The 22056-nt window shown below is 74.7% G+C and carries 22 protein-coding genes and 1 riboswitch; of the genes, 10 read left to right on the top strand and 12 right to left on the bottom strand.

The window, feature by feature from the left end:
• The first annotated feature begins 66 nt into the window (after positions 1–66).
• Complete coding sequence (locus SM573_RS24000) at positions 67–1083, top strand: tyrosine-type recombinase/integrase (protein ID WP_474617133.1); 1017 nt, start codon at positions 67–69, stop codon at positions 1081–1083.
• Complete coding sequence (locus SM573_RS23995; protein ID WP_474609595.1) at positions 1076–2092, top strand: hypothetical protein; 1017 nt, start codon at positions 1076–1078, stop codon at positions 2090–2092. The genes SM573_RS24000 and SM573_RS23995 overlap by 8 nt, the downstream gene beginning before the upstream one ends.
• An 11-nt stretch (positions 2093–2103) precedes the next feature.
• Here the strand turns inward: SM573_RS23995 and SM573_RS23990 are convergent, their stop codons facing one another.
• From SM573_RS23990 to SM573_RS23980, 3 genes are all read right to left on the bottom strand, one after another.
• Positions 2104–2751, bottom strand: coding sequence for a fasciclin domain-containing protein (locus tag SM573_RS23990; RefSeq protein WP_474617132.1), 648 nt, complete (start codon positions 2749–2751; stop codon positions 2104–2106).
• A 77-nt stretch (positions 2752–2828) separates the two neighbouring features.
• A complete protein-coding gene (locus tag SM573_RS23985; protein ID WP_474617131.1) occupies positions 2829–4937 on the bottom strand; it encodes a M14 family zinc carboxypeptidase in 2109 nt (702 codons plus the stop codon).
• Between the two features lie 142 nt (positions 4938–5079).
• Positions 5080–5859, bottom strand: a complete 780-nt coding sequence (locus tag SM573_RS23980) for an endonuclease/exonuclease/phosphatase family protein (protein ID WP_474617130.1) — start codon at positions 5857–5859, stop codon at positions 5080–5082.
• 144 nt (positions 5860–6003) lie between these two features.
• Between SM573_RS23980 and SM573_RS23975 the strand changes: the two genes are divergently transcribed.
• Genes SM573_RS23975 through SM573_RS23965 form a run of 3 tightly spaced genes read left to right on the top strand, consistent with a single transcriptional unit; the run spans position 6004 to position 8081 of the window.
• A complete protein-coding gene (locus SM573_RS23975; RefSeq protein WP_474617129.1) occupies positions 6004–6477 on the top strand; it encodes a LysR substrate-binding domain-containing protein in 474 nt (157 codons plus the stop codon).
• 54 nt (positions 6478–6531) lie between these two features.
• Entirely contained in the window at positions 6532–7302 is a 771-nt protein-coding gene (locus tag SM573_RS23970; RefSeq protein ID WP_474609600.1) for a sulfite exporter TauE/SafE family protein, read from the top strand.
• 5 nt (positions 7303–7307) lie between these two features.
• Complete coding sequence (locus SM573_RS23965) at positions 7308–8081, top strand: GNAT family N-acetyltransferase (protein ID WP_474617128.1); 774 nt, start codon at positions 7308–7310, stop codon at positions 8079–8081.
• 33 nt (positions 8082–8114) lie between these two features.
• Here the strand turns inward: SM573_RS23965 and def are convergent, their stop codons facing one another.
• Positions 8115–8624: a peptide deformylase gene (gene def / locus SM573_RS23960; RefSeq protein WP_474609602.1), complete on the bottom strand. Its 510-nt coding sequence runs from the start codon at positions 8622–8624 to the stop codon at positions 8115–8117.
• A gap of 10 nt (positions 8625–8634) precedes the next feature.
• Complete coding sequence (locus SM573_RS23955; protein WP_474609603.1) at positions 8635–9402, bottom strand: TetR/AcrR family transcriptional regulator; 768 nt, start codon at positions 9400–9402, stop codon at positions 8635–8637.
• Positions 9403–9476: 74 nt separating this feature from the next.
• Between SM573_RS23955 and SM573_RS23950 the strand changes: the two genes are divergently transcribed.
• Together SM573_RS23950 and SM573_RS23945 are read left to right on the top strand one after the other, a co-directional pair.
• Positions 9477–10436 (top strand): ATP-binding cassette domain-containing protein, encoded by a 960-nt coding sequence (locus SM573_RS23950; RefSeq protein WP_474617127.1) that lies wholly within the window; start codon positions 9477–9479, stop codon positions 10434–10436.
• Complete coding sequence (locus SM573_RS23945) at positions 10433–11245, top strand: ABC transporter permease (RefSeq protein WP_474609605.1); 813 nt, start codon at positions 10433–10435, stop codon at positions 11243–11245. Before SM573_RS23950 ends, SM573_RS23945 begins: the two co-directional genes overlap by 4 nt.
• A gap of 51 nt (positions 11246–11296) precedes the next feature.
• Here the strand turns inward: SM573_RS23945 and SM573_RS23940 are convergent, their stop codons facing one another.
• Complete coding sequence (locus SM573_RS23940; protein ID WP_474617126.1) at positions 11297–11785, bottom strand: MarR family winged helix-turn-helix transcriptional regulator; 489 nt, start codon at positions 11783–11785, stop codon at positions 11297–11299.
• A gap of 41 nt (positions 11786–11826) precedes the next feature.
• Between SM573_RS23940 and pip the strand changes: the two genes are divergently transcribed.
• Entirely contained in the window at positions 11827–12777 is a 951-nt protein-coding gene (pip, locus tag SM573_RS23935) for a prolyl aminopeptidase (RefSeq protein WP_474617125.1), read from the top strand.
• 89 nt (positions 12778–12866) lie between these two features.
• On the opposite strand, the gene SM573_RS23930 is transcribed toward pip, so the two are convergent.
• The 3 genes from SM573_RS23930 to SM573_RS23920 form a co-directional block, all read right to left on the bottom strand.
• The gene (locus SM573_RS23930; RefSeq protein ID WP_474617124.1) at positions 12867–14129 is read right to left on the bottom strand and encodes an MFS transporter; all 1263 of its coding nucleotides are present in this window, start codon (positions 14127–14129) and stop codon (positions 12867–12869) included.
• Positions 14126–14815 (bottom strand): helix-turn-helix domain-containing protein, encoded by a 690-nt coding sequence (locus SM573_RS23925; RefSeq protein WP_474609609.1) that lies wholly within the window; start codon positions 14813–14815, stop codon positions 14126–14128. The genes SM573_RS23930 and SM573_RS23925 overlap by 4 nt, the downstream gene beginning before the upstream one ends.
• 202 nt (positions 14816–15017) lie before the next feature.
• Positions 15018–16184 carry a chorismate-binding protein gene (locus SM573_RS23920; RefSeq protein ID WP_474617123.1) on the bottom strand — a complete coding sequence of 389 codons (1167 nt, stop codon included), beginning with the start codon at positions 16182–16184 and terminating at the stop codon, positions 15018–15020.
• A gap of 147 nt (positions 16185–16331) precedes the next feature.
• Here SM573_RS23920 and SM573_RS23915 point away from each other — a divergent pair, with 147 nt between their 5' ends.
• Entirely contained in the window at positions 16332–16532 is a 201-nt protein-coding gene (locus tag SM573_RS23915) for a DUF5999 family protein (protein WP_091588789.1), read from the top strand.
• A gap of 103 nt (positions 16533–16635) precedes the next feature.
• Here SM573_RS23915 and gcvP read toward each other — a convergent pair whose 3' ends face one another.
• Entirely contained in the window at positions 16636–19458 is a 2823-nt protein-coding gene (gene gcvP / locus SM573_RS23910; RefSeq protein WP_474609611.1) for an aminomethyl-transferring glycine dehydrogenase, read from the bottom strand.
• A 73-nt stretch (positions 19459–19531) separates the two neighbouring features.
• A riboswitch (glycine riboswitch) is annotated at positions 19532–19629 on the bottom strand.
• A gap of 106 nt (positions 19630–19735) precedes the next feature.
• The gene (locus tag SM573_RS23905) at positions 19736–20596 is read right to left on the bottom strand and encodes an NAD-dependent protein deacetylase (RefSeq protein ID WP_474609612.1); all 861 of its coding nucleotides are present in this window, start codon (positions 20594–20596) and stop codon (positions 19736–19738) included.
• 56 nt (positions 20597–20652) lie between these two features.
• On the opposite strand from SM573_RS23905, the gene SM573_RS23900 reads away from it, so the two are divergent.
• Positions 20653–21306 carry an NAD(P)H-binding protein gene (locus SM573_RS23900; protein ID WP_474609613.1) on the top strand — a complete coding sequence of 218 codons (654 nt, stop codon included), beginning with the start codon at positions 20653–20655 and terminating at the stop codon, positions 21304–21306.
• 64 nt (positions 21307–21370) lie between these two features.
• Here the strand turns inward: SM573_RS23900 and SM573_RS23895 are convergent, their stop codons facing one another.
• The gene (locus tag SM573_RS23895) at positions 21371–22051 is read right to left on the bottom strand and encodes a DivIVA domain-containing protein (protein WP_474609614.1); all 681 of its coding nucleotides are present in this window, start codon (positions 22049–22051) and stop codon (positions 21371–21373) included.
• Positions 22052–22056: the final 5 nt, after the last annotated feature.

Here is a 22056-nt window from a genome sequence, read left to right as displayed (position 1 = left end):
GCTGCGCCATTGGCCCCCTCTCCCCTCGGTTGTCCGGCAACGCGAAAATCATGCATAATTTGCCTTATGCATGACAAACGGGACGAATCGGTGCAGTTCTGGATCGAGGAGTTCCTGACGGCCCGGGCCACCCGCAAACCCTCGCCGCACACCCTGGAGGCCTACCGGCGTGATCTGCGCACTGTCGGCGCCCTGGCCGGTGAGGCCCTCACCCCTCCCCTCCCCCTCGACGCCCTGCCGCTCGACGCCCTCTCCCCCCGGCTCATGCGGGCGGCGTTCGCCCGGTTCGCCGCGCCCCGCGCCGCCGCCTCCGTCCACCGCGCCTGGTCCACCTGGAACACCTTCTTCACCTTCCTGGTCGCGGAGGGGGTCGTACCGGGAAACCCGATGCCGGCGGTGGGGCGACCCCGGGCCCCGCTCCCCCAGCCGAAGCCCCTGCGCGGTGAGGACACCCCGGAGGAGCTCCTGGCCGCGGTCGCCCGCGAGGCCGGCCGGCAGCGGGACCCGTGGCCGGAGCGGGACCTGGCGGTGCTGGCGTTGGCGCTGTGCGCGGGGTTGCGCCTGTCCGAGCTGCTGGCGCTGCGCGTGGCGTCGGTGACCGGCCGGGAGGGCGAGCGACGGGTGGAGGTGGCGGGCAAGGGCGGGCGGCCGCGCACGGTGCCGATCGAGGACGGGCTGGACCGGGTGCTGGCCGGCTACCTGGACAGCCGCCGTCGCCGGTTCGGGGCGCGCAGCGTGCGGCCGGACTCGCCGTTCATGGTGGACCGGCGGGGTGAGCCGCTGCGCCGGGGTGGGCTGCAGTACCTGGTGGAGTCCTGTTACCGGCGGGCGGGCATCGGTGACCGGGTGCCGCGCGGTGCGCGGCTGCACGCGTTGCGGCACACGTTCGCGACGCGGCTGGCGGAGGACGGGGCGAGCGCGGCGGAGATCATGCGGTTGCTGGGGCACGCGTCGTTGACGGCGTCGCAGGCGTACATCGAGGTGACGGCGGGCCAGCAGCGCGCGGCGGTGCGGTCCAACCGGACCAACCGGGCGTTGGCGGGGTTGGTGGCCGGGCGGGAGGTGCCGGGTGCGGGTGGGTGAGGCACGCGCGGTGGCCGTGCGGTGGGTGCGGGAGGAGGCGCGCCGGGATCCGGGGGTGCGGGGGGCGTTCTTCAGCGGCTCGACGGTGGGTCTACCGGACGAGGCGGTGCTGCCGATGTCGTCCGACGTGGACGTGGTGCTGGTACGCGACCGACCGGCTGTGAAGCCGGGCAAGTTCCGCCATGCGGGGGTGCTGCTGGAGGTCGGCACCGTGACGTGGGGTGAGCTGGGCGATGCGGAGGACGTGCTGGGTTCGTGGGTGTTCGCGCCGTGCTTCCGGACGGACACGGTGATCGTGGATCCGTCGGGCCGGTTGGCGGCGCTACGGGAGCGGGTGTCGGCGGGGTTCGCGGATCCGGTGTGGGTGCGCCGGCGGTGCGCTGGTGTCCGGCGGCGGGTCGAGGACGGGTTGCGGGTGCTGGACGAGGGTGCGCCGTTGCACGCCCAGGTGACGGGGTGGTTGTTCCCGACGTCGGTGTTGGCGTTGCTGCCGGTGGTGGCGGTGCGGCGGGATCCGACGGTGCGGCGGCGGTACGTGGTGGCGCGGGAGGTGTTGTCCGCGTACGGGTTGGCCGGCCGGTACACGGAGCTGCTGGAGCTGTTCGACGGTGGGGGTGTGTCGGCGGGGCGGGTGCGCGAGCACCTGGCGGGTCTGGTGCGGACGTTCGACGTGGCGGCCTCGGTGGCGCGGACACCGTTCTTCTTCAGCGCGGATGTGACGGTGGCGGCGCGGCCGGTGGTGGTGGAGGGTTCGCGGGAGCTGGTGGCGGCGGGCCGGCACCGGGAGGCGATGTTCTGGATCCTGGCGACGTACGCGCGCTGTCACGCGGTGCTGGCGGCGGACGCGCCGGGGTGGGGTGTGGAGCTGGCGCCGTTGTTCGAGGCGGCGTTGGCGGATCTGGGGGTGGCGTCGGCGGCGGGGCGCCGTCGGCGGGCGGACGCGGTGCTGGGGTGCCTGCCCGGGTGGTGGTCGCTGGCGGAGGGGTTGGTGGCCGGTCCGGCGGCGTAGCGGCGGGGTGGTCAGTGGGCGCGGTGTCCGGTGCCGTCGGCGGTGGTGGGCAGGGGGCCGAGGACCGCGTTGACGAGGTGGATGCGGGCGCCGGCGGCCTGGTAGTCGGCGCAGACGGCGTCGGCCTTGTCGCCGAAGCGGGTGGTGTCGCCGGTGCGGGTGACGGTGAGTGTGGTGCCGTCGAGGGTGGTGGTGGTGCCGGTGGTGGCGAGCTGGTCGACGGTGTGGGCGCCGTCGATGAGGTGGGCCTTGACCAGGGTGCGCAGTGTGTCGCGGTCGCGGGTCATGAGGGTGTCCCAGTTGTCGTCGGAGAACTTCCTGGCGAAGGCGTCGTCGGTGGGGGCGAGCACGGTGATGCCGTCGCGGTCGAGGTCGGCGAGGAGTCCGCTGGTGCGCAGGGCCGCCTCGAAGGTGGTGAGGGTGGGCATCCAGGTGAGGGCCTGGTCGACGGGGAGGCCGGCGAGGGCGGTGGGGTTGCCGGGTTCGGTGCCGGTGGGTAGGGCGGCGCAGAGTGGCCCGGTGACCTGGACGGCGGCGGCGAGGCTGGGGTCGGGGGTGGTGGTGTCGGGGTCGGTGGTGCAGGCCGTGGTGGTCAGGAGCAGGGCGGCGGCGAGGAGGGCGCCGGCGCGCCGCGGGGTGCGGGTGCGGGGGTACGACACGACGTCTCCTTGCGGGGTGCGGGGTGCCGGCAGGGCGGAGCGGGTCCGCCCTGCCGGCTGGGGTCACCGGGTGGGTGTCACAGGGTGGCGCACTGGCCGGCGCGGGGGCCGGTCCCGGTGTTGCGGATGTTGAGGTTGATCGGTGCGGTGGTGTTGCCGTTGCAGGCGATCGGGCCGGTGACCTGGTTGCCGACGAGCAGCGGCTCGGTGGAAGTGCGGTTGGCGGACAGGTCGACGGGGCCGGTGACCTTGACGTCGATCAGCGAGATGGCGTCGGTGGTGCCGGTCAGCCGGACCGGGCCGGTGACGGTGCTGTCGGCGAGCAGGACACCGGCGGCGCCGGTGGCGTTGACCGGGCCGGTGACGGTGGTGCCGGTGGCGACGAGCGCGGCGCCGGGTCGGACGGTGACGGGGCCGGTGATGGTGGCGTCGGCCGCGCAGGTGAACCCGGTGACGGTCAGCGGGCCGGTGCGCCGGCCGGTGAGGGTCGGGTAGATCCGTTCGCCGTCGACGAGGTTCTCCACGCCCACGCCGTCGAGCAGCAGCGGGATGAGGCCGCGTTCGGGCTGGTTGAGCGGGACGTAGTAGCTGTCGCCGACCTTGACGACCTGCCAGCCGTGGGCGGCGATGCGGTCGGCGACGGTGGCGCCGACGCCGCCGGGTCCGTCGGTGCGGGCGCCGTGGTACTGCTCCTCGGTGAGCCGGTAGGCGCAGGGGGCGTTGTCGAGGATGAGGTTGGCCGGCGGGGCGTCGATCGGCGGCGGGCTGTCGCCGGGGTGCGGCGCCGGGTGGGCGGGGATGGGGCGGGAGCCGCGGAAGACGAGGCGTCCGGTGTTGGCGGCCTGCGCGGTGATGGCCTCGGCGCGGGCCTGGCTGATGGCGGGCAGGTTCGCGCGGTGGTAGTCGAGGAACTGCTGGAAGGTCCAGAGGGCGGAGAAGGTCTTGCGGCGGCGGTTGTTGGCCGAGTTGCCCTCGTCGGGCCGGGTCTGGCCGCCGGAGCTGCGCAGTTCGAGCAGCGAGTTGACGACGTTCTTGAGGCCGAGGGTGTTGCGGAGGATGGTCTCCTCGCTGAGGCCGACGTTGCCGCCGCCCTCGCAGCCGTAGGGGCAGGCCCACCAGCCGTCTTCGGCGCCCTTGTTGTACATGTGGCCTTCGATCATGTCCATGGACTCGTCGAAGATGGGCTGGGCGACGTTCTGGTGGCGCGGGGGGAGCATGGGCAGGTCGCCGGCGCGGGAGTTGCCGTACTCGTGGCCGTCGTAGCCGGCGATGGGCCGGTACTCGCGGAGCATCTTGACGTACGCGGCGGTCTCGGGCTGGCGGATGAGCGAGTAGTCGCGGTTGAGGTCCTGGCCGGTGGAGTTGCCGCGGGTGTTGGCGGCGCGGCCGTCACCGTTGATGGTGGGGACGATCAGGACGGTGGTGTGGCTGAGCAGGTCGAGGACCCGGGGGTCGGTGCTGAACGCGAGTTGCCGGGCCATGATGAGACAGGCTTCCCGGTCGCCGGGTTCGTTGCCGTGGACGTTGCAGTTGATGGCCACCGGTGAGGTGGCGGCGACGGCCGCGGGGGTGGCCGGCGGGGCCGGGTAACCGATGACGAACATGTTGATCGGTCGGTTCAGCACCGTCCGGCCGATCTCCACGACGCGTACGCGGTCGCTGAGCTGGTCGATGGCCGCCGTGTAGGCGTACTCGTCGGTGTCGCTGGTGTACTGGGCGGCGCGGCTGGTCTCCCACTGGGTGCGCAGCTGCTGGCCGGGGACGGTGGGGTCGCCCCAGGGCGCGGTGGTGGTGCCGGCGACGGCGTCGGAGTAGGGCTGTTCGGTGGTGTCGACGCGGGCGCGTACGCGCCAGCTGAACCGGTCGCCGGGGTTGAAGCCGGCGTCGGCGAAGGTGGGTTCCTGCTGGTTGACCTGCCGGTTGGGGCGCCAGATGCCGACGATGGTGGGGGTGCCGGTGGGCGTGCCCGTGGCGTCGACCGCGGTGCGTTCGATCTGGTAGTCGGTGGCGCCGTCGACGGGCTTCCAGGCGAGGGTGGCGTATCCGTCGCCTTGGCGGACGGTGAGGTCGGTGACCTGGTTGGGGGCGGCGGCCTGCTGCTGGGCGTTCGCCGGGGCGGCGACGGTGGTGAGGCTGGCCGTGAGGAGTGTGGACAGTGCGATGAGTACGACGCGTTGGCGTCTCACATGGCCTCCATGGCGAGTACTGGTTGACCGTGACGCGGTTTGGACCAGCATGATCGTCGTGGATTGCCGAATCAACGATCTTGAGGGAATCTTGCGCCTCGATGCGGTAAGGGGCCCTCTCCCCTGGTGGCGCTGACGTCGGTCAGCCGATGTCGACCAGGAGGGGGCGGTGGTCGGAGATGGTGGACGGCGGCGTGTCGACGGCGGTGACGGGTGGCAGCCGGCGCACGGCCTGCCGGTCGGCCAGGATGTGGTCGAGCTGCACGCGGGGTTCGCCGGCCGGGTAGGTGGGGCGGCGGCCGAGCGGTTGCCAGCCGGAGACGACCCGGACGACACCGGCGGGCAGGTTGAGGTCGCCGAGCAGGACGCGGGGTGCCGGAAGGGCGCGCAGCGCGCGGACGACCTGGCGGAGTTGGCGCAGGTTCCATCCGGGCACGAAGGACAGGTGGGTGGCGGCGGCGGTGAGCGGCCCGTGTGGGGTGTCGAGGACGGCGGCGAGCACGACGCGCGGTTCGTCGTGCAGCAGGACGAGGCCACGGCCGGGCCCGGGGACGTAGACGGGTGAGCGGACGGGGGCGGGTGTGAGGCGGGTGACGCGCCAGGTACGGACGGGGTAGCGGCTGATCAGGCCGATGCCGTAGCAGGGTTCGCCGTGGCCGTCGTCGTCGCCGGTGAGGGGGCGGAACCCCTCGCCGGGGGTGCCGACGAGGGCGGCGGCGAAGCGGTGGTGGGGGGCGTCGAGGGCGCGGGCGGCGATGGCGGTGAGGTCGAGGTTGCCGCTGCGACTCTGGTCGCGGTCGACCTCCTGCAGGGCGAGCACGTCGGCGTCGAGGGCGGTGACGGCGGCGGTGAGCCGGTCGGGGTCGACGAGGCCGTCGGTGAGCGATCGACCGTGCAGCAGGTTGAAGGTGGCCAGGCGCACTCCTGCACCCTACGACGCCGTGGCAGTCTTTCCCGGTGGTCAAGGCGTTGCTCTGTTCGGTGCTGGTGTTCGTGGCGGTGGGGGCTGTGGGGGTGTGGTGGCGTCGCCGTCGTGGGCTGTGACCGGTGCACGGCGGAGGCGGGCGTGCTCGTGGGGTCGGTCGTCGCGCGGTGGGCGGGCCGGTTCGGGTCGCCGGTGGCGGGTCAGGGCCACCCCGAGCAGGACGACGGCGGCGCCGGCGACGGTCAGGTGTGCCCAGGTGCGGCGCCCGCGGGGCAGGCTCTGGCGGGCGGCGCGGGCGAGGGCGAGCAGGACGGCGGCGCCGAGGGCGCGGCGGAGCACGGCGAGGTACGGGGTGTGAGGCCGCCGTCGAGGGCGAGTCGGGTCCACAGGAAGCTCGTGGCCGCCGGGCTGGGGGTCAGTGTGCTGCCGGAGAGCGGACTGGGTGCCGTGCACCCGGGCGTGCGCGTCCGACCGCTGCGGGATCCGCGTCCGGTCCGGGTGATCGGGGCGGCCGTGCGGGAGTCCGCGCCCGTCACGCCCGCCCTGCGCACCCTGCTGGCCGCCCTGCACGAGGTCGCTGGCGCCGACGACCCGCCTACCGGCCGCGGACGGTGAGGCTGGACACAGGGCGGCCCACGGGCGGCGTGCCGGTCGGCAGAATGGCCGGCCGTGGACGTCGCATCGCTGATCACCCTGCTCACCGCCGCCGCGATGGCCGGCTGGGTCGACGCGGTGGTCGGCGGCGGCGGGTTGCTCCTGCTGCCGGCGCTGCTCGTCGCCGCGCCCGGCGTGCCGGTGGCCACCGCGCTGGGCACGAACAAGCTCGCCGCGATCGCGGGCACCGCGACCGCCGCGGCGACGTACGCGCGCCGCACGAAGATCGACTGGGGGGTGGCGGGGCCGGCGGCCGGGTTCGCGGTGGTCAGCGCCGGGGTGGGCGCGGTGCTCGCCGGTGCGGTGCCGGCGGCCGCGTACCGGCCGGTGGTGCTGGTGGTGCTGCTCACGGTGGCGCTGTTCGTGCTGCTGCGCCCCCGGCTGGGGGTGGTGTCCGCGCCGCAGCGGCGCACCCGGGGGCGGGTGGCCGCCGCGGTGGCCGTCGCCGGGATCGGCATCGCCCTGTACGACGGGCTGATCGGCCCGGGCACCGGCACGTTCCTGGTGCTGGTGTTCACCGCGCTGGTCGGCGCGGACTTCGTGCACGGGTCGGCGATGGCGAAGGTGGTCAACGCCGGCACGAACCTCGGCGCACTCGTGGTGTTCGGCGTGACCGGGCACGTGTGGTGGCTGCTCGGCGCGGCGATGGCGGTGTGCAACATCGCCGGCGCGGCGCTCGGCGCGCGGACGGCGTTGCGCCGCGGTGCCGGGTTCGTGCGTATCGTGCTGCTCGTGGTGGTACTCGCGCTGGTCGGCAAGCTCGGCTACGACCAGTGGACGGCCTAGCGCGGATGCCGGTACCCGCCGAACACGACCGGTCGGTGCTGGCCCGGCTGCTGGGCCGGGACCCGGTGCTGTACGCCTACCAGCTCGGCGACCTGGATGACTTCTTCTGGCCGTACACCTCGTGGTTTCGCCGGGGCGACCAGGTGGCCCTGCTCTACCACGGCGCGTCTCCCCCGACGCTGCTGGCGTTCGCCGCGCCGCCGCGCGTGGCCGAGCTGGCGGCGCTGCTCACCGACCTCGCCCCGGTGCTGCCCGCCCGGCTGTACGCGCACCTCTCCCCCGGCCTGGAGGCGGCGTTGGCCGCCTCGTACCGGCTGGACGGCGGCGGCGCGCACCTGAAGATGGCGTTGACCGACCCGGCGCGGCTGGCCGCGGTCACGCCCGCCGGGGAGCCGCTGGGCGCGGCGGACCTGCCGGCGCTGCACGCGCTCTACGCCGCCGCGTACCCGGGCAACTGGTTCGACCCGCGGATGGTGGAGACCGGCCAGTACCTGGGCGTGCGCGACGGCGGTGAGCTGGTCGCCGTGGCCGGGGTGCACGTGTGGTCACCGGCGTACGCGGTGGCCGCCCTGGGCAACGTGACCACCCATCCCCGGGCGCGGGGGCGCGGGCTGGGCACGGCCGTGGTGGCCGGGCTGTGCCGGCGGCTGCGCGCGAGCGTCACCCACGTCACCCTGAACGTGCGCGCCGACAACCACACGGCGGTACGGCTCTACGAGCGGCTCGGGTTCACCCCGGTGGCCGGCTACGGCGAGTTCACCCTGACCGCCCGCGGATAGGCGCGGTGTGGCCCCCGTCCTGCGTGGCGGGGGTCAGCCGTGGCGGCGCGGCGAGTCGAAGCGCCCGGCGCGGATCTCCCGCAGCGCCCGCCGCCGGGTCTCCCCGCGCAGGGTGTCCACGTAGAGCCGCCCCGCCAGGTGGTCGGTCTCGTGCTGCAAGGCGCGGGCGAGGAAACCGCTGCCGGAGATGGTCAGCGGCTCGCCGTGCTGGTCGAAGCCGTGGGCGGTGGCGTGCAGGGCGCGTCGGGTCGGGAAGTACAGCCCGGGGATGGACAGGCAGCCCTCGTCGTCCTCCTGCGTCTCCTCCGAGAGCTCGAGGGTCGGGTTGACGAGGTGTCCGCGGTGCCCGTCGGCGTCGTAGACGAACACCTGGGCGTCCACGCCGATCTGCGGGGCGGCGACGCCGGCCCGGCCGGGCGCGCCGAGCAGGGTGTCCATCAGGTCGCCGACCAGGGCGCGCAGTTCGGCGTCGAAGCTCGTCACCGGCGCGCACGAGGTGCGCAGCACCGGGTCGCCGATGATCCGGATGGGCCGCATCGTCATGCCGGCAAGATTATCCGGCGCGTCCCCGGTCGCGGACGAGCACCTCGATGCCGTCGAGGATGCGGGCCAGCCCGAACTCGAACGCCCGCGCCGGGTCGCCCGCGGCCTGGTACTCCTCGCCGGCCGCCGCGCCGACCCGGGAGGCGAGCGGGAAGCGGCGCGGGTCCATGGCCTTCTCCAGGTAGGGGGCGTGGGCGTGCCACCACTGCTCGTCGGTCATGCCGGTCCGCGCGGCCGCCTCGGCGGCCTCGACCGCGCCCCGCACGGCGCCGTGGACGTACCCGCCGACGAGCGTGACGACGGCGTCCATCTCCAGGTCGGTCAGGCCGATGCCGTCGACGGCCCGCAGCTCGTGCTCGTAGCGGGCGATCAGGTTGGGGCCGAGCGGTGGGCGGGTGGTGGCCACCTGGAGCAGCCACGGGTGGCGCAGGTAGCGGGCCCAGTTCTCCCGGGCGATCTGCTCCAGCCGGCCGCGCCAGCCCTCCGGCGGCCGCGGCGGCTCGACGGTCTCGCCGTAGACGGTGTCGAGCATCAGGTCGAGCAGCTCGCCCTTGCCGGGGACGTGGGTGTAGAGCGACATCGTGCCCACGCCGAGGCGTTCGGCGACGCGACGCATGGACAGCGCGCCGAGCCCTTCGCTGTCGGCCAGCTCGACGGCCGCCCGCACGATCCGGTCGACGGTGAGGTCGGTGCGACCCCGGCGGCTGGCCGGTTCCCGGGTGCGCCAGAGCAGGGCGAGGCTGCGCGCCGGGTCGCCGGTGCCGCTGTACTCCGTCACGCCCCGGACTCTACCGCCGCCCTTGCCGTACGCTGTACGGTACGTCGTACGGCAAACGGAAGGGGCCTGCGCGCATGACGATCGGAACAGCAGCCATCGAGGCCGAAGGGCTGCGCAAGCGCTACGGCGACACCGACGCCCTGGCCGGGCTGGACCTCACGGTGCCCGCCGGCACGGTGTGCGGGCTGCTCGGCCCCAACGGGGCGGGCAAGACCACGGTGGTACGGATCCTCGCCACCCTGCTGCACCCCGACGGCGGGCGGGCGCGGGTCGCCGGGCACGACGTGCTGCGCCACCCCGACCGGGTCCGCGCCGCGATCGGGCTCGTCGGGCAGCACGCCGCCGTCGACGAGGTGCTCAGCGGCCGGCAGAACCTGGTGCTCTTCGCCCGGCTGCACCACCTGTCGCGCGCCGCCGCGCGGGCCCGCGCCGACGAACTGCTCGACCGGTTCGGCCTCACCGACGCCGCCGCCCGCCCCGTCTCCGGCTACTCCGGCGGCATGCGTCGGCGCCTGGACCTGGCGGCCAGCCTGGTCCTCGCCCCGCCGGTGCTCTTCCTCGACGAGCCCACCACCGGGCTGGACCCGCGTGGACGCGGCGAGATCTGGGCCTGCGTCCGCGCCCTCGTCGCCGACGGCACCACCGTGCTGTTGACCACCCAGTACCTCGACGAGGCCGACCAGCTCGCCGACACCATCCGGGTCGTGGACTCCGGCCGCGTCATCGCCGAAGGCACCCCGGAGCAGCTCAAGAGCGACCTGGGCGACGACCGGCTCGACGTGCTGCTGCACCACGCCGACGACCTCGACGCGGCCGCCGCCGTGATCGCCGCCGCCACCGCCGCCACGCCGAGCGTCGACGCGGCGGCACTGCGGATCAGCGTGCCGGTGGGCGAGCGCGTCGCGGCCCTCACCGCCGTGCTGCACGCCCTGCGGGCCGCGGGCGTCGACGTCGCCGACGTGGGGGTGCGCCGCCCCACCCTCGACGAGGTCTTCCTGCGCCTGACCGACCCGGCCGGGGCGGTGACCGGATGAGCGTCGTGTCCCTCACACCGCGCCGGCTGCGCTGGGCCGTGGCCGACACCCTCGTGCTGACCGGCCGGGCGGTGGCGCACTGGGCCCGCCAGCCCGGGCAGCTGATCGCCGGCCTGCTGTTCCCCGTGCTGCTGGTGCTGATGTTCGGCTACCTGTTCGGTGGCGCCATGTCGGTGCCCGGCGGCGGCGACTACCGGGAGTTCCTGCTGCCCGGCATGTTCGCCATGACCATGGCGTTCGGCATCGAGGCCAGCTACGCCGCGGTGGCCACCGACACCGCCCGCGGTGTCACCGACCGGTTCCGGTCCCTGCCGATGGCCCGCTCCGCCGTCGTCGGGGGGCGCGCCGCCGCGGATCTGCTCAACTCCGCGGTCGGGCTGGCCGTGATGCTGACCTGCGGCTGGCTCGTGGGCTGGCGCTGGCACCACGGGCTGGACGCGGCGCTGGCGGCCGTCGGCCTGCTCCTGTTGCTGCGGTTCGCGCTGATCTGGGTCGGCATCCACCTGGCGCTGCTGCTGCGCCGGCCGGAGTCCATCGTGGCGTTGCAGGTGCTCATCTGGCCGGTCGGGTTCACCTCCAACGCGTACGTGCCACCGGAGACCATGCCGGGCTGGCTCGGCGCGGTCGCCGAGTGGAACCCCCTGTCGGCGACCGTGGCGGCCTGCCGGGAGCTGTTCGGCAATCCCGGATGGGGCGGTGACTCGTTCGCCGCGCAGCACGCCGTCGCCCTCGCGGTGGCGTGGCCGGTGCTGCTCGTCGCCGTGTTCCTGCCCCTGTCCGTGCGCCGTTACCGCCGGCTGAGCCGCTGAGCCGCTGATTACGCCCGGCCGGTGGGGGCGCTCCGCTCCCGCCGGCCGGGATCAGGCCCGCGGTGGCGGTGGCAGGCCGGCGTCGGCGATGCGTCGGCGCATCGGCCGGCGGCGCACCGCGACGAGCACGGCGTGCAGCACGTCGGCCAGCGGCGCGGGCAGCTCGGCGTCCAGCTCGCGCATCGCCGCGGTGGTGGCCGCCCACTCCGCCTCGACGACGGGCAGCAGCGCGCGGGCGCGGGCGGTGAGGTGCACGATCCGCTGCCGGGCGTCCGCGCCGGGGGTCAGCTCGACCAGGCCCGCGCGGGCCATCTGCGCCACGGTCTGGCTCGCCGCGGAGTGGGTGACCCCGACCCGGCGGGCCAGGTCGCGGATCGGCAGCGGCCCGTCGGCGACCAGCACCCGCAGCGGCGGCGAGAACCGCGGCCGGTAGTCGGCCAGGCCCCGCTCGGCGTAGACGGCGGCCACGTCGCCGTCGAGCACCTCCAGGACGTGCCGCAGCAGCGTCCCCACGGCCTCCCGGTCCGGTACCTCGTTCACCCCGCTACTGTAACAGCGCTGTTATTTCTGAGGGAGGACGGATGTACGCGATCGTGGAGCCGTACGCGCACGGCCTGCTCGACGTCGGCGACGGCCAGCTCGTCGCCTGGGAGGCGTGCGGCAACCCGGACGGCAAACCGGCCGTGGTGCTGCACGGCGGCCCCGGTTCCGGCGCCACACCCGGCTGGCGGCGCTACTTCGACCCGGCGCGCTACCGGGTGGTCCTGTTCGACCAGCGCGGCTGCGGCCGCAGCCGTCCGCTCGCCTCCGACCCGGCGGTGGACCTGTCCGTCAACACCACCGACCACCTGATCGCCGACATCGAGCGGCTGCGCGAACACCTCGGCGTGGACCGGTGGCTCGTGCTCGGCGCCTCCTGGGGCTCCACCCTCGGCCTCGCGTACGCCCAGCGGCACCCGGAACGGGTCAGCGAGCTGGTGCTGTTCAGCGTGGTCACCACCAGCCACCGGGAGGTCGAGTGGATCACCCGGGGGATGGGCCGCGTGTTCCCGGCCGAGTGGGCCCGCTTCCGCGACGGGGTGCCGCCGGCGGACCGCGACGGGAATCTGGCCGACGCGTACGCCCGGCTGCTGGCCGACCCCGACCCGGCGGTCCGCGAGCGGGCGGCCCGCGACTGGTGCGCGTGGGACGACACCCACGTCCGCACGGTCCCCGGCTGGCGTCCCGACCCCCGCTTCGCCGACCCCGAATTCCGGATGCTCTCGGCCCGGCTGGTCACCCACTACTGGCGCCACGCCGCGTTCCTGCCCGACGGGAAGCTGCTGCGCGACGCCGACCGGCTCGCCGGCGTCCCCGGCGTCCTCCTGCACGGCCGCCTCGACATCAGCAGCCCGCTGGACGTCCCGTGGGAGCTGGCGCAGGCCTGGCCCGACGCGCGCCTGGAGGTGGTCGAGGCCGCCGGGCACGGCGCCGGCCACGGGATCGGTGAGCGGGTCGTCGCGGCACTGGACGACCTCGCCGCCCGCCGCTGAACGGCGTCCGCCCGTGCGGGTGGTGCCGGAGCGGCTCGGACCGCTCCGGCACCACCCGCACGGGCCCGGATTCCGCGCGCCCGCCGTCGTCAGCCGGGCACGGAGACCAGGGCGGTGGTGGGAGCCGGCTGCCGGTCCATCAACCGCCAGGTGCGCCGGCGGACCAGCGGGTCGAGGGTGACCAGCAGGTACGCCGTGCCCACCACGAGGATGCCGCCGGTGGCGCCGAGCGCGGACGCGAGCACGCCACCGACGAGCCCGCCGAGCGGGATACCCGCCCAGGCCAGGCCGCCGACCGCGCCGAGGACACGGGCCCGCAGGGCGGCCGGGATGCGTTCGAACTCCGCGGCGGACAGCAGCGGATTGATGGCGCCGATCAGCACCCCGCCGACGAGCGCGACACCCGCGACGACGGGCAGCCCGACCGGCAGCGCCAGCACGAAGATCCGTGGGACGGCGCCGAGCAGGAAGGCCAGGGTGTAGGTGCGCCACCGCGGCAACCTTGCGCCGTGGACCGACACGAGCAGCGACCCGGCGAACGCCCCGGCGCTCAGCGCCCCGAACACGAGCCCGACGGGTGCGGCGTCGTCGAAGCGTTCGGCCGCCCACACCGGGACCAGCACCGCCGTCATCGCCTGGTCGAGCAGGTTCGTCAGCAGCACCATGGTGACGATCGCCCGCAGCAGCGGATCGCGCCGGACGAAGCGCAGCCCGGCCCCGAGGTCGGCCAGGTAGCCGCCGACGCCGCCGCGGTGGCCCGCCTCGGCCGGCTCGGGTGCGGCGCGCCGGACCCGGACCAGTGTCGCCACCAGCGCGGCGGCGAGCAGGAAGCTGACCGCGTCCAGCGCGATGACCGCGGGAGCGCCGACCAGAGTGATCAGCAGCGCACCCAGCGGCGCCCCGATCAGCGACCCGAGGCGCTGGACGCTGTCGGCCAGCCCGGCGGCGCGCTCGTTGCTCCAGCCGGCGGCGGCGGCGACGTCGGGCACCAACGCGTACTTCGCGTTGTCCGACGGCCCGCGGAACAGCCCGACCACCCCGACCAGCACGAGCAGGACCGGAAAGGCGAGCAGACCGGCGGCGTACAGCAGGGGCACCACGGCGAGCACGAGCCCGGCGATCAGGTCGCCGCCCACGCTGGCCATCCGTGACCCGATGCGGTCGACCAGGGGTCCGCCGAGGACGCGCGCCGCGACCAGGGCGCCCATCTCCACGAACGCGGTGACGCCGGTCAGGAGGGCGTCGCCGGTGGTGTGCAGCACGAACCAGGGCACCGCCACGACCGACATCCGGGTGCCGGTGACCGAGACCGCCTGGGCGACGAGCAGCCCGTACGCCGACCCCCGCCTCACGACCGGTCCCCCTCGGCGGAGGGATCGTCGGCCACGGCACCGGCGGGCTCGCCGGCGGACGCGGCTCGCGCCGCCAACAGCGCGTCCAGCTGGCCGCGCCGGGGGAAGATCTGGAACTGGGTGGTCATCGTGACGCGCTCCGATCCGTCACCGGCCCGCTGCTCGGCCTGGTCGCGGTACCGCACCAGCAGGGCCATCATGTCGTCGGCGAGTTGCTGCGCCTCGGCAGCGCTCAGGCGGAGCGCGAGGTCGCTCAGGCTGGCCGCGCGGACCCACTCCTGCGGCCAGTCGGCCAGCTCGGTGATGGACCGCTCGACGTTCTCCGCGTACATCCGCGCGACCGTGCGCAGGTAGGCCTCCCCGAGCTCGCGCTCCGGCGCGTCGCGGTCGGGTGCGTCGAACCAGGTCGAGCGGTGCACGGCGCGCCAGAAGCGTTCCCGGCCGCGGCCCAGCTCGGGCGCGTCGGCGACGAAGCCGTGCGCGGCCAACGTGCGCAGGTGGTAGCTGGTCGCCGCGCTGGACTCACCGAGCCGCGCGGCCAGCTGGGTGGCGGTCTGCGGGCCGTCGTGGCGCAGTGAGCCGAGCAGTCGCAGGCGCAGCGGATGGGCCACGCCGCGCAGCGTCCGGGCGTCGAGAACGATGTCCTGCGCCGAGTCGTATCCGGGCTTGTGGGGGTCTCCGGTCATGATGCAAAGGTATATTTGCAAAGGATTCTTTGCAACGGGTTGTTGGCACAGCTCGGGCGGCTCCACCGAGAACCAGGTCGGAGCGGGCCGTGGCGGTCACCCTCACGACAGGCCCCGGGTCGGGCCGGGAATCAGGTTCGGCCGCGCGGCCGTCCGGCGGGCGACATCCGGGCCCGCGCACCACCGCGGGAGGAGCGCGGGCTCAGCGCCCGGCGAGGGTGGCGCGCACCGGCGCGCTCTTGGCGGCCGCCTCGGCGACCTCCGCCTCCGGGTCGCTGCCCCACGTGATGCCACCGCCGGCCCACACGTGCATCCGCTGCCCGTCGGCCGCCGCCGTGCGGATGGTCAGGCCCAGGTCGACGCGGCCGGGAGCGACCCAGCCGAGCGCGCCCATGCTGGCGCCCCGGCCGACCGGTTCGAGGGCGGCGATCTGGTCCAGTGCCGCCCGCTTGGGGGCGCCGGTGACCGACCCGCCGGGGCAGACCGCGCGCAGCAGGTCGGCCAGGCCCAGCCCGTCGGCGACGACCGCGGACACCGTCGACTCGGCCTGCCACAGGTCGCACCAGCGCCGTACCGCGAACAGCTCGTCGACGCGCACGGTGCCGGTACGGGCCAGGCGCGCGAGGTCGTTGCGCTCCAGGTCGACGATCATCACGTGCTCGGCGCGCTCCTTCGCGCTGGCCAGCAGCTCGCGGGCGCCGGCCGCGGTGGCCGGCCGGGTGCCCTTGATGGGGCGGGTGATCAAACGGGCCCCGTCCAGCTCGACCAGCGTCTCCGGGGAGGCGCAGCCGATCGCCCAGCCCTCGCCGGTGAGGGTGCCGCCGTAGCGGGCGCCGGGCAGCGCGCCGAGCCGCGCCAAGGCGGGCAGCGGGTCGCCGGTGTAGCGGGCGGCGGCGTGCCCCACGACGTTGACCTGGTACACGTCGCCGCGACCGATGGCCTCGCGCACGGCCGTCACCGCCGCGGCGTGCTGGGCCGGCGTCCAGCTCTCCACCCACCCGTCGAGCCACCACGGGCCGACCGGAGGGCGCGCGGGCGCGGGGTCGCCGTGACCGTAGACCACCACGGCGACCTCCGGCAGGGCCGGCGCCGGGTTGGCCGCGCCGGCCGACGCGCCGGTCATCAGCGCCCCGGCGGCGGCCGAGACGTACAGGGCGGCGCCGCAGGGCCCGGCCGGGTCGTGACCGGCGGCGGGCCGGGCCAGGTCGTCCAGGGGCAGACCGTGCGCGGCGAGGAACTCCTGGGCACGGGCGGCCGGGTCTCCCCCGTCGGCGGGGCGCCACTCCCAGCGGGCCCGCTCGACCAGCGTACGGCGGCAGCCCACCGGCGCCCTCGGCACATCGATCAGCGCGACTGCAAGCGTTTCCACGCCGTCTGGCCCATTCTTCCTCGTCCGTTCAGTGGATTTCCCGACTCGCACGCGTGGACGTGCTCGATGCTGGCCACTTTCGCTTGGTACTGTGCGTCACTGGTCATGTGAACCATGACACAGTGCCCCCACAGTCCGGAGAACCCGATGTGCCAGCACCAACCCACCTGCCCCTCTGCCGACGCGACTGATCGGGAAGCCGCCCGGGTCATCGCCTGCTTCCCTGAGCAGGGCTGGAGCCTGCTCTGCAACGGCGTCATCGTCTTCGAGGACACCGGCGAACTGCTCCCCGACGGCCGCTGCATCGCCCCGCACCGCGGGCCCGCCCGCCACGCCCTCGTCGCCTGAGCGACCACTCTGCGTCACCACCTCGCCGATCAGGCTAGTTCCCCAGGTCGGGCGGGGTGGCACGGCCGGGGCGGCCGCCGTACGACCGCCCCGGCGCGTCCGGTCAGTCCTCGAACGCCTCCGGCGACGGGCACGAGCACACCAGGTTCCGGTCGCCGTACGCGCCGTCGATCCGCCGCACCGGCGGCCAGTACTTGCCGGCCCGGTCCACCCCGGCCGGGTACGCCCCCACCGACCTCGGGTACGGGTGCGGCCACTCGTCACCGGTCACCATCTCCGCGGTGTGCGGGGCGTTGGCGAGCGGGTTGTCCCCGGCCGGCCACTCCCCGGCGCCCACCTTCTCGATCTCCGCGCGGATCGCGATCATCGCGTCGCAGAACCGGTCCAGCTCGGCCAGGTCCTCGCTCTCGGTCGGCTCCACCATCAGCGTCCCCGCCACCGGGAACGACATCGTCGGCGCGTGGAAGCCGTAGTCGATCAGCCGCTTCGCCACGTCGTCGACGCTCACCCCGGTTGCCTTCGTCAGCGGCCGCAGGTCGAGGATGCACTCGTGCGCCACCAGGCCCTTGTTGCCGGCGTACAGCACCGGGTAGTGGTCGCGCAGCCGCGCCGCCACGTAGTTCGCCGCGAGCACCGCCACCCCGGTCGCGCGGGTCAGCCCCGACGCGCCCATCATGCGCAGGTACGCCCACGGGATCGGCAGGATCCCCGCCGACCCGTACCGGGCCGCCGAGATCGCTGGCGCCCCGTCGGCACGCTCACCGACCGGGTCACCGGGCAGGTACGGCGCGAGATGCGCCCGCACCGCCACCGGGCCGACCCCCGGGCCGCCACCGCCGTGCGGGATGCAGAACGTCTTGTGCAGGTTCAGGTGCGACACGTCCGCCCCGAACCTGCCCGGCTTCGCGAACCCGACCAGCGCGTTGAGGTTCGCGCCGTCGACGTACACCTGGCCGCCGGCGTCGTGCACCTTCGCGCACAGCTGCGCGATGCCGGTCTCGTACACCCCGTGCGTCGACGGGTACGTCACCATGATCGCGGCGAGCGCGTCCCGGTGCTTGTCGATCTTCGCGTCGAGGTCGACGAGGTCGACGTTGCCCTCGTCGTCGCAGGCCACCACGACCACGCGCATCCCGGCCATCACGGCGCTGGCCGCGTTGGTGCCGTGCGCCGACGACGGGATCAGGCACACGTCCCGGTGCCCCTGCCCCCGGTCCCGGTGGTACGCGCGGATGGCCAGCAGCCCGGCCAGCTCACCCTGCGAACCGGCGTTCGGCTGCACGCTGACCGCGTCGTAGCCGGTCACCTCGGCCAGCCACCCCTCCAGCTGGGCGATCATCTCCCGGTAGCCGGCGGTCTGCTCGGCCGGCGCGAACGGGTGGATGTCCGCGAACTCCGCCCAGCTGACCGGCTCCATCTCGGTCGTCGCGTTGAGCTTCATGGTGCAGGAGCCCAGCGGGATCATGCCCCGGTCCAGCGCGTAGTCGAAGTCGGCGAGCCGGCGCAGGTAGCGCAGCATCGCCGTCTCCGAGTGGTGCTCGTGGAACACCGGGTGGGTGAGGAAGTCGGAGGTGCGGGCCAGCCCCACCGGCAGGGACGCGTCGACCTCGCCCGGCGCGCCGGGCACCCCGAACGCCGCGCACACCGCCGCCAGGTGCTCGTCGGTGGTCGTCTCGTCGCAGGAGATCCCCACCCGGTCGGCGTCGACGAGCCGCAGGTTCACGCCCCGCGCGGCGGCCGCCGCGACGACCTCGGCCGCCCGGCCCGGCACGGTCGCCGTGATGGTGTCGAAGAACGCCACGTCCGCGACGTCCACCCCGCCGGCGCGCAGGCCCGCCGCGAGCCGCGCCGCCATGCCGTGGGTACGCCGGGCGATGGCGCGCAGCCCGTCCGGGCCGTGGTACACGGCGTACATGCCGGCCATCACGGCGAGCAGCACCTGGGCGGTGCAGATGTTGCTGGTCGCCTTCTCCCGCCGGATGTGCTGCTCACGGGTCTGCAACGCCAGCCGGTACGCGCGGTTGCCGGCGGCGTCCCGGGACACCCCGACCAGGCGACCGGGCAGCATCCGCTCCAAGCCCGAGCGCACCGCCAGGTAGCCGGCGTGGGGGCCACCGAAGCCCATCGGCACGCCGAAACGCTGGGTGGTGCCGGCGGCGATGTCCGCGCCGATCTCCCCCGGCGGGCGCAGCAGGGTCAACGCCAGCAGGTCCGCGGCGACGGTGACCAGCGCGCCGCCCGCGTGCGCCGCCTCGACCAGGCCCGCGTGGTCGCGCACCGCCCCCGACGCGCCCGGGTACTGCAGGTGCAGGCCGAAGAACTCGCCCGGAAGCTCCTCGGTGTCCAGGTCGAGCACCCGCACCTCGATGCCGAGCGGCTCCGCCCGGCTGGTGATCACCGCGATGGTCTGCGGCAGGGCGTCGGCGTCGACCACGTACACGTTGCTCTTGCTCTTGGCGGCGCGCCGGGCGAGGGTCATCGCCTCGGCGGCGGCGGTGCCCTCGTCGAGCATCGAGGCGTTCGCGGTGGCCAGCCCGGTCAGGTCGGTGACCATGGTCTGGAAGTTCAGCAGCGCCTCCAGCCGGCCCTGGCTGATCTCCGGCTGGTACGGCGTGTACGCCGTGTACCAGGCCGGGTCCTCCAGCACGTTGCGGCGGATCACCGCCGGGGTGTGCGTGCCGTGGTAGCCCAGGCCGATCATGGAGACGGCGACGGTGTTGCGGGCGGCCAGGGCGCGCAGCTCGGCGAGGGCCTGCGCCTCGGTGGCCGGGTCGGGCAGGTCGAGGGTGCCGTGCCAGCGGATCACCTCGGGGATCGCCGCGTCCATCAGCTCGTCGATCGAGCTGTGCCCGACGGTTTCCAGCATGCGGCGCTCGTCGTCCGGGCCGGGGCCGATGTGACGGGTGGCGAACTGCTCTGTGGTCATGGGCTGCGCTCCCGGGGCGAGGTCGACAGGTCGGCCTCCCCCTCTGTCGCGCCCGCGCGGCGCTCCACAGTGCCTGACCCACGAGGTCCTTTTGCCTGAGAGGTTCCGGGGAGGATTTGCCCCTTCGGCGCCGCCCGGGTACAGCTGGGCGGTCTCTCCCCCGTGGGTGTTACCGGCACCGTCAACGCTACCAGCGCGTGGGTTTCCCGCGGATGTCGTACCCCGACATCGGTGATCATGCCCGGCGGTCGCCGTGCAGACGACCGCCGTCGCGCGCTCAGCCGGCGGGGACCGGCGCCACGGTCGACGCGGCGCCGAGGGTCGCCTCCGCCAGCGCCGGCAGGACCCGCCCCAGCGGCGCGTCCACGGTCAGCGCCGCGTACGCGTCACCCCGCGTCGGCCCCTGGTTGACGATCACCACGGGGATGCCGAGCTTCGCCGCGCGCAGCACGAACCGCCGCCCTGACATCACCGTCAACGACGACCCCAGCACCAGCAGCAGCCGGGCCCGCTCCACCAGCGTGAAGCAGCGCGCCACCCGCGGCGCCGGCACCGTCTCGCCGAAGAACACCACGTCCGGCTTCAACGTGCCGGTGCCGCAGAACGTGCACGCGACCACGTGGAACCGCTCCACCTCGGCGTCGTCGAGCTCCACGTCCCCGTCGGGGTTGACCGCGGCGACCCGCGCGTCGAACCCCGGGTTCGCCTCCCGCAGCCGCCGGTCCAGCTCCTCCCGGGAGGTCTGGTTGCCGCAGTCGAGGCACACCACCTCGTCGAGCCGACCGTGCAACTCCACGACCCGCTCGCTGCCCGCCGCCGTGTGCAGCCCGTCGACGTTCTGCGTGATCACCGCGTCGACCAGACCGCCGTCCTGCAACCGGGCGACCGCCCGGTGCCCGTCGTTCGGCGCGGCCCCCGCCATCAGCCGCCACCCCAGGTGGCTGCGCGCCCAGTAGCGGCGCCGCGCCACCGGGTCCCGGGTGAACACCTGGTACGTCATCGGGGTGTGCCGGCGGGCGACCCCGCTGGGCCCCCGGTAGTCCGGGATGCCCGACTCGGTGGACAGCCCCGCCCCGCTCAGCACCACGACACCGCCGGCGGCCACCCGCTCGGCCAGCGCGTCGATCGTCTCCGTCACGCGTCCATGCTGCCTCAGCGCACGACCGGCCGCCCAGCGGCGACTAGGTTGACGGTATGCGCGTCGTCATCGCCGGAGGGCACGGCCAGATCGCCCGACTGCTCGCCCGGGACCTCGCCGACCGCGGCGACACCGCCGTCGGCCTGATCCGCAACCCCGACCACACCGCCGGCGTGACCGGGGCTGGCGCCCGGCCGGTGCTCTGCGACCTGGAACGCGCCGACGTGACCGAGGTCGCCGGGCACCTCGCGGGCGCCGACGCGGTGGTCTTCGCCGCCGGCGCCGGCCCCGGCAGCGGCGCCGCCCGCAAGGACACCGTCGACCGGGCCGCGGCCGCGCTGCTCGCCGACGCCGCCCAGCGCGCCGGTGTCCGCCGCTACCTGCTGATCTCGTCCATGGGGGTGGACCGCGCGCCCGCGCCCGGCACCGACGAGGTGTTCGCCGCCTACCTGCGGGCGAAGAAGGCATCCGAGGACGACCTGACCGCCCGCGACCTGGACTGGACCGTGCTGCGCCCCGGCCGGCTCACCGACGACCCACCGACCGGGCATGTCACCCTGGCCCGGCACGTCGACCGGGGTGCGGTGACCCGCGCGGACGTCGCCCGGGTGCTCGTGGCGCTGCTGGACCGACCCGCCAGCGCCGGTCTGGTGCTGGAACTCGTCGGCGGGGACACCCCGATCGGCGAGGCCGTCGCCGCCGCGACCTGACCGGCGGGCGCCGTGGCGGCCCCGGTCGGCCCACGCGGCCCGCGAGCCGACCGGGGCCAGGGTGTCAGCGCTGCTGGTGACGCGGCAACGCCGTCTGCCGCGCCCCGGCGCTCACAGCCTCACCGACCAGCCGGTCGACCGTACGCGCCAACTGCTCGCTACCGTCGTCGAGGTGCCGCGCCGCGGCCTGCATGTGCGAGATCATCATCTCGCCGAAGATCCGCAGCGCCTCCCGGGTGGCGACCGAGTCGTCGAAGCTCGGCCCGGCGTTGCTGCGGTACTCCTTCACCGCCCGCTCGGCCTCCTGCTTCGCCTCCTCCACCGCCGCCTGCATGTAGCTCTCGTACTGCGTGCGGGCGTACTCGGCGACCCGGCGGGCGTAGTCGTGCGCCTGAGCGATGATCTGCTCGGCCTCCCGCTGCGCCGCCGAGAGGAGGTTCACCTCCTTCGCGGCCGGCAGGTTCACCGCCGTGTTCTTGCTCGGAATCACCCCGTGCCGGTGCAGCTCCACCCGGTCGTTGAGGCGCTCGTTCTCCGCCCGCAGCGTCGCGATCTGCGCCGAGAGCAGGTCCAGCTCGTCGGCGACCTGCATCCGGAACCGGTCCACCTCGGCGTTGTCGTAGCCGCGACGGGTGAACGACGCCGCCGAGAACTCCCACCGGCGCACCCGGTCGGGCGTCATCCGCACCTGCACCGCGGACGCCTGCTGCATCCCGTCGTACCTGCTGATCGGGGTCGCGCTCACCGGGC

Source organism: Micromonospora xinjiangensis (genome assembly GCF_056150165.1).
The sequence above is the reverse complement of the archived record's forward strand: the minus strand, read 5'-3'. Positions and strand labels throughout refer to the sequence as shown.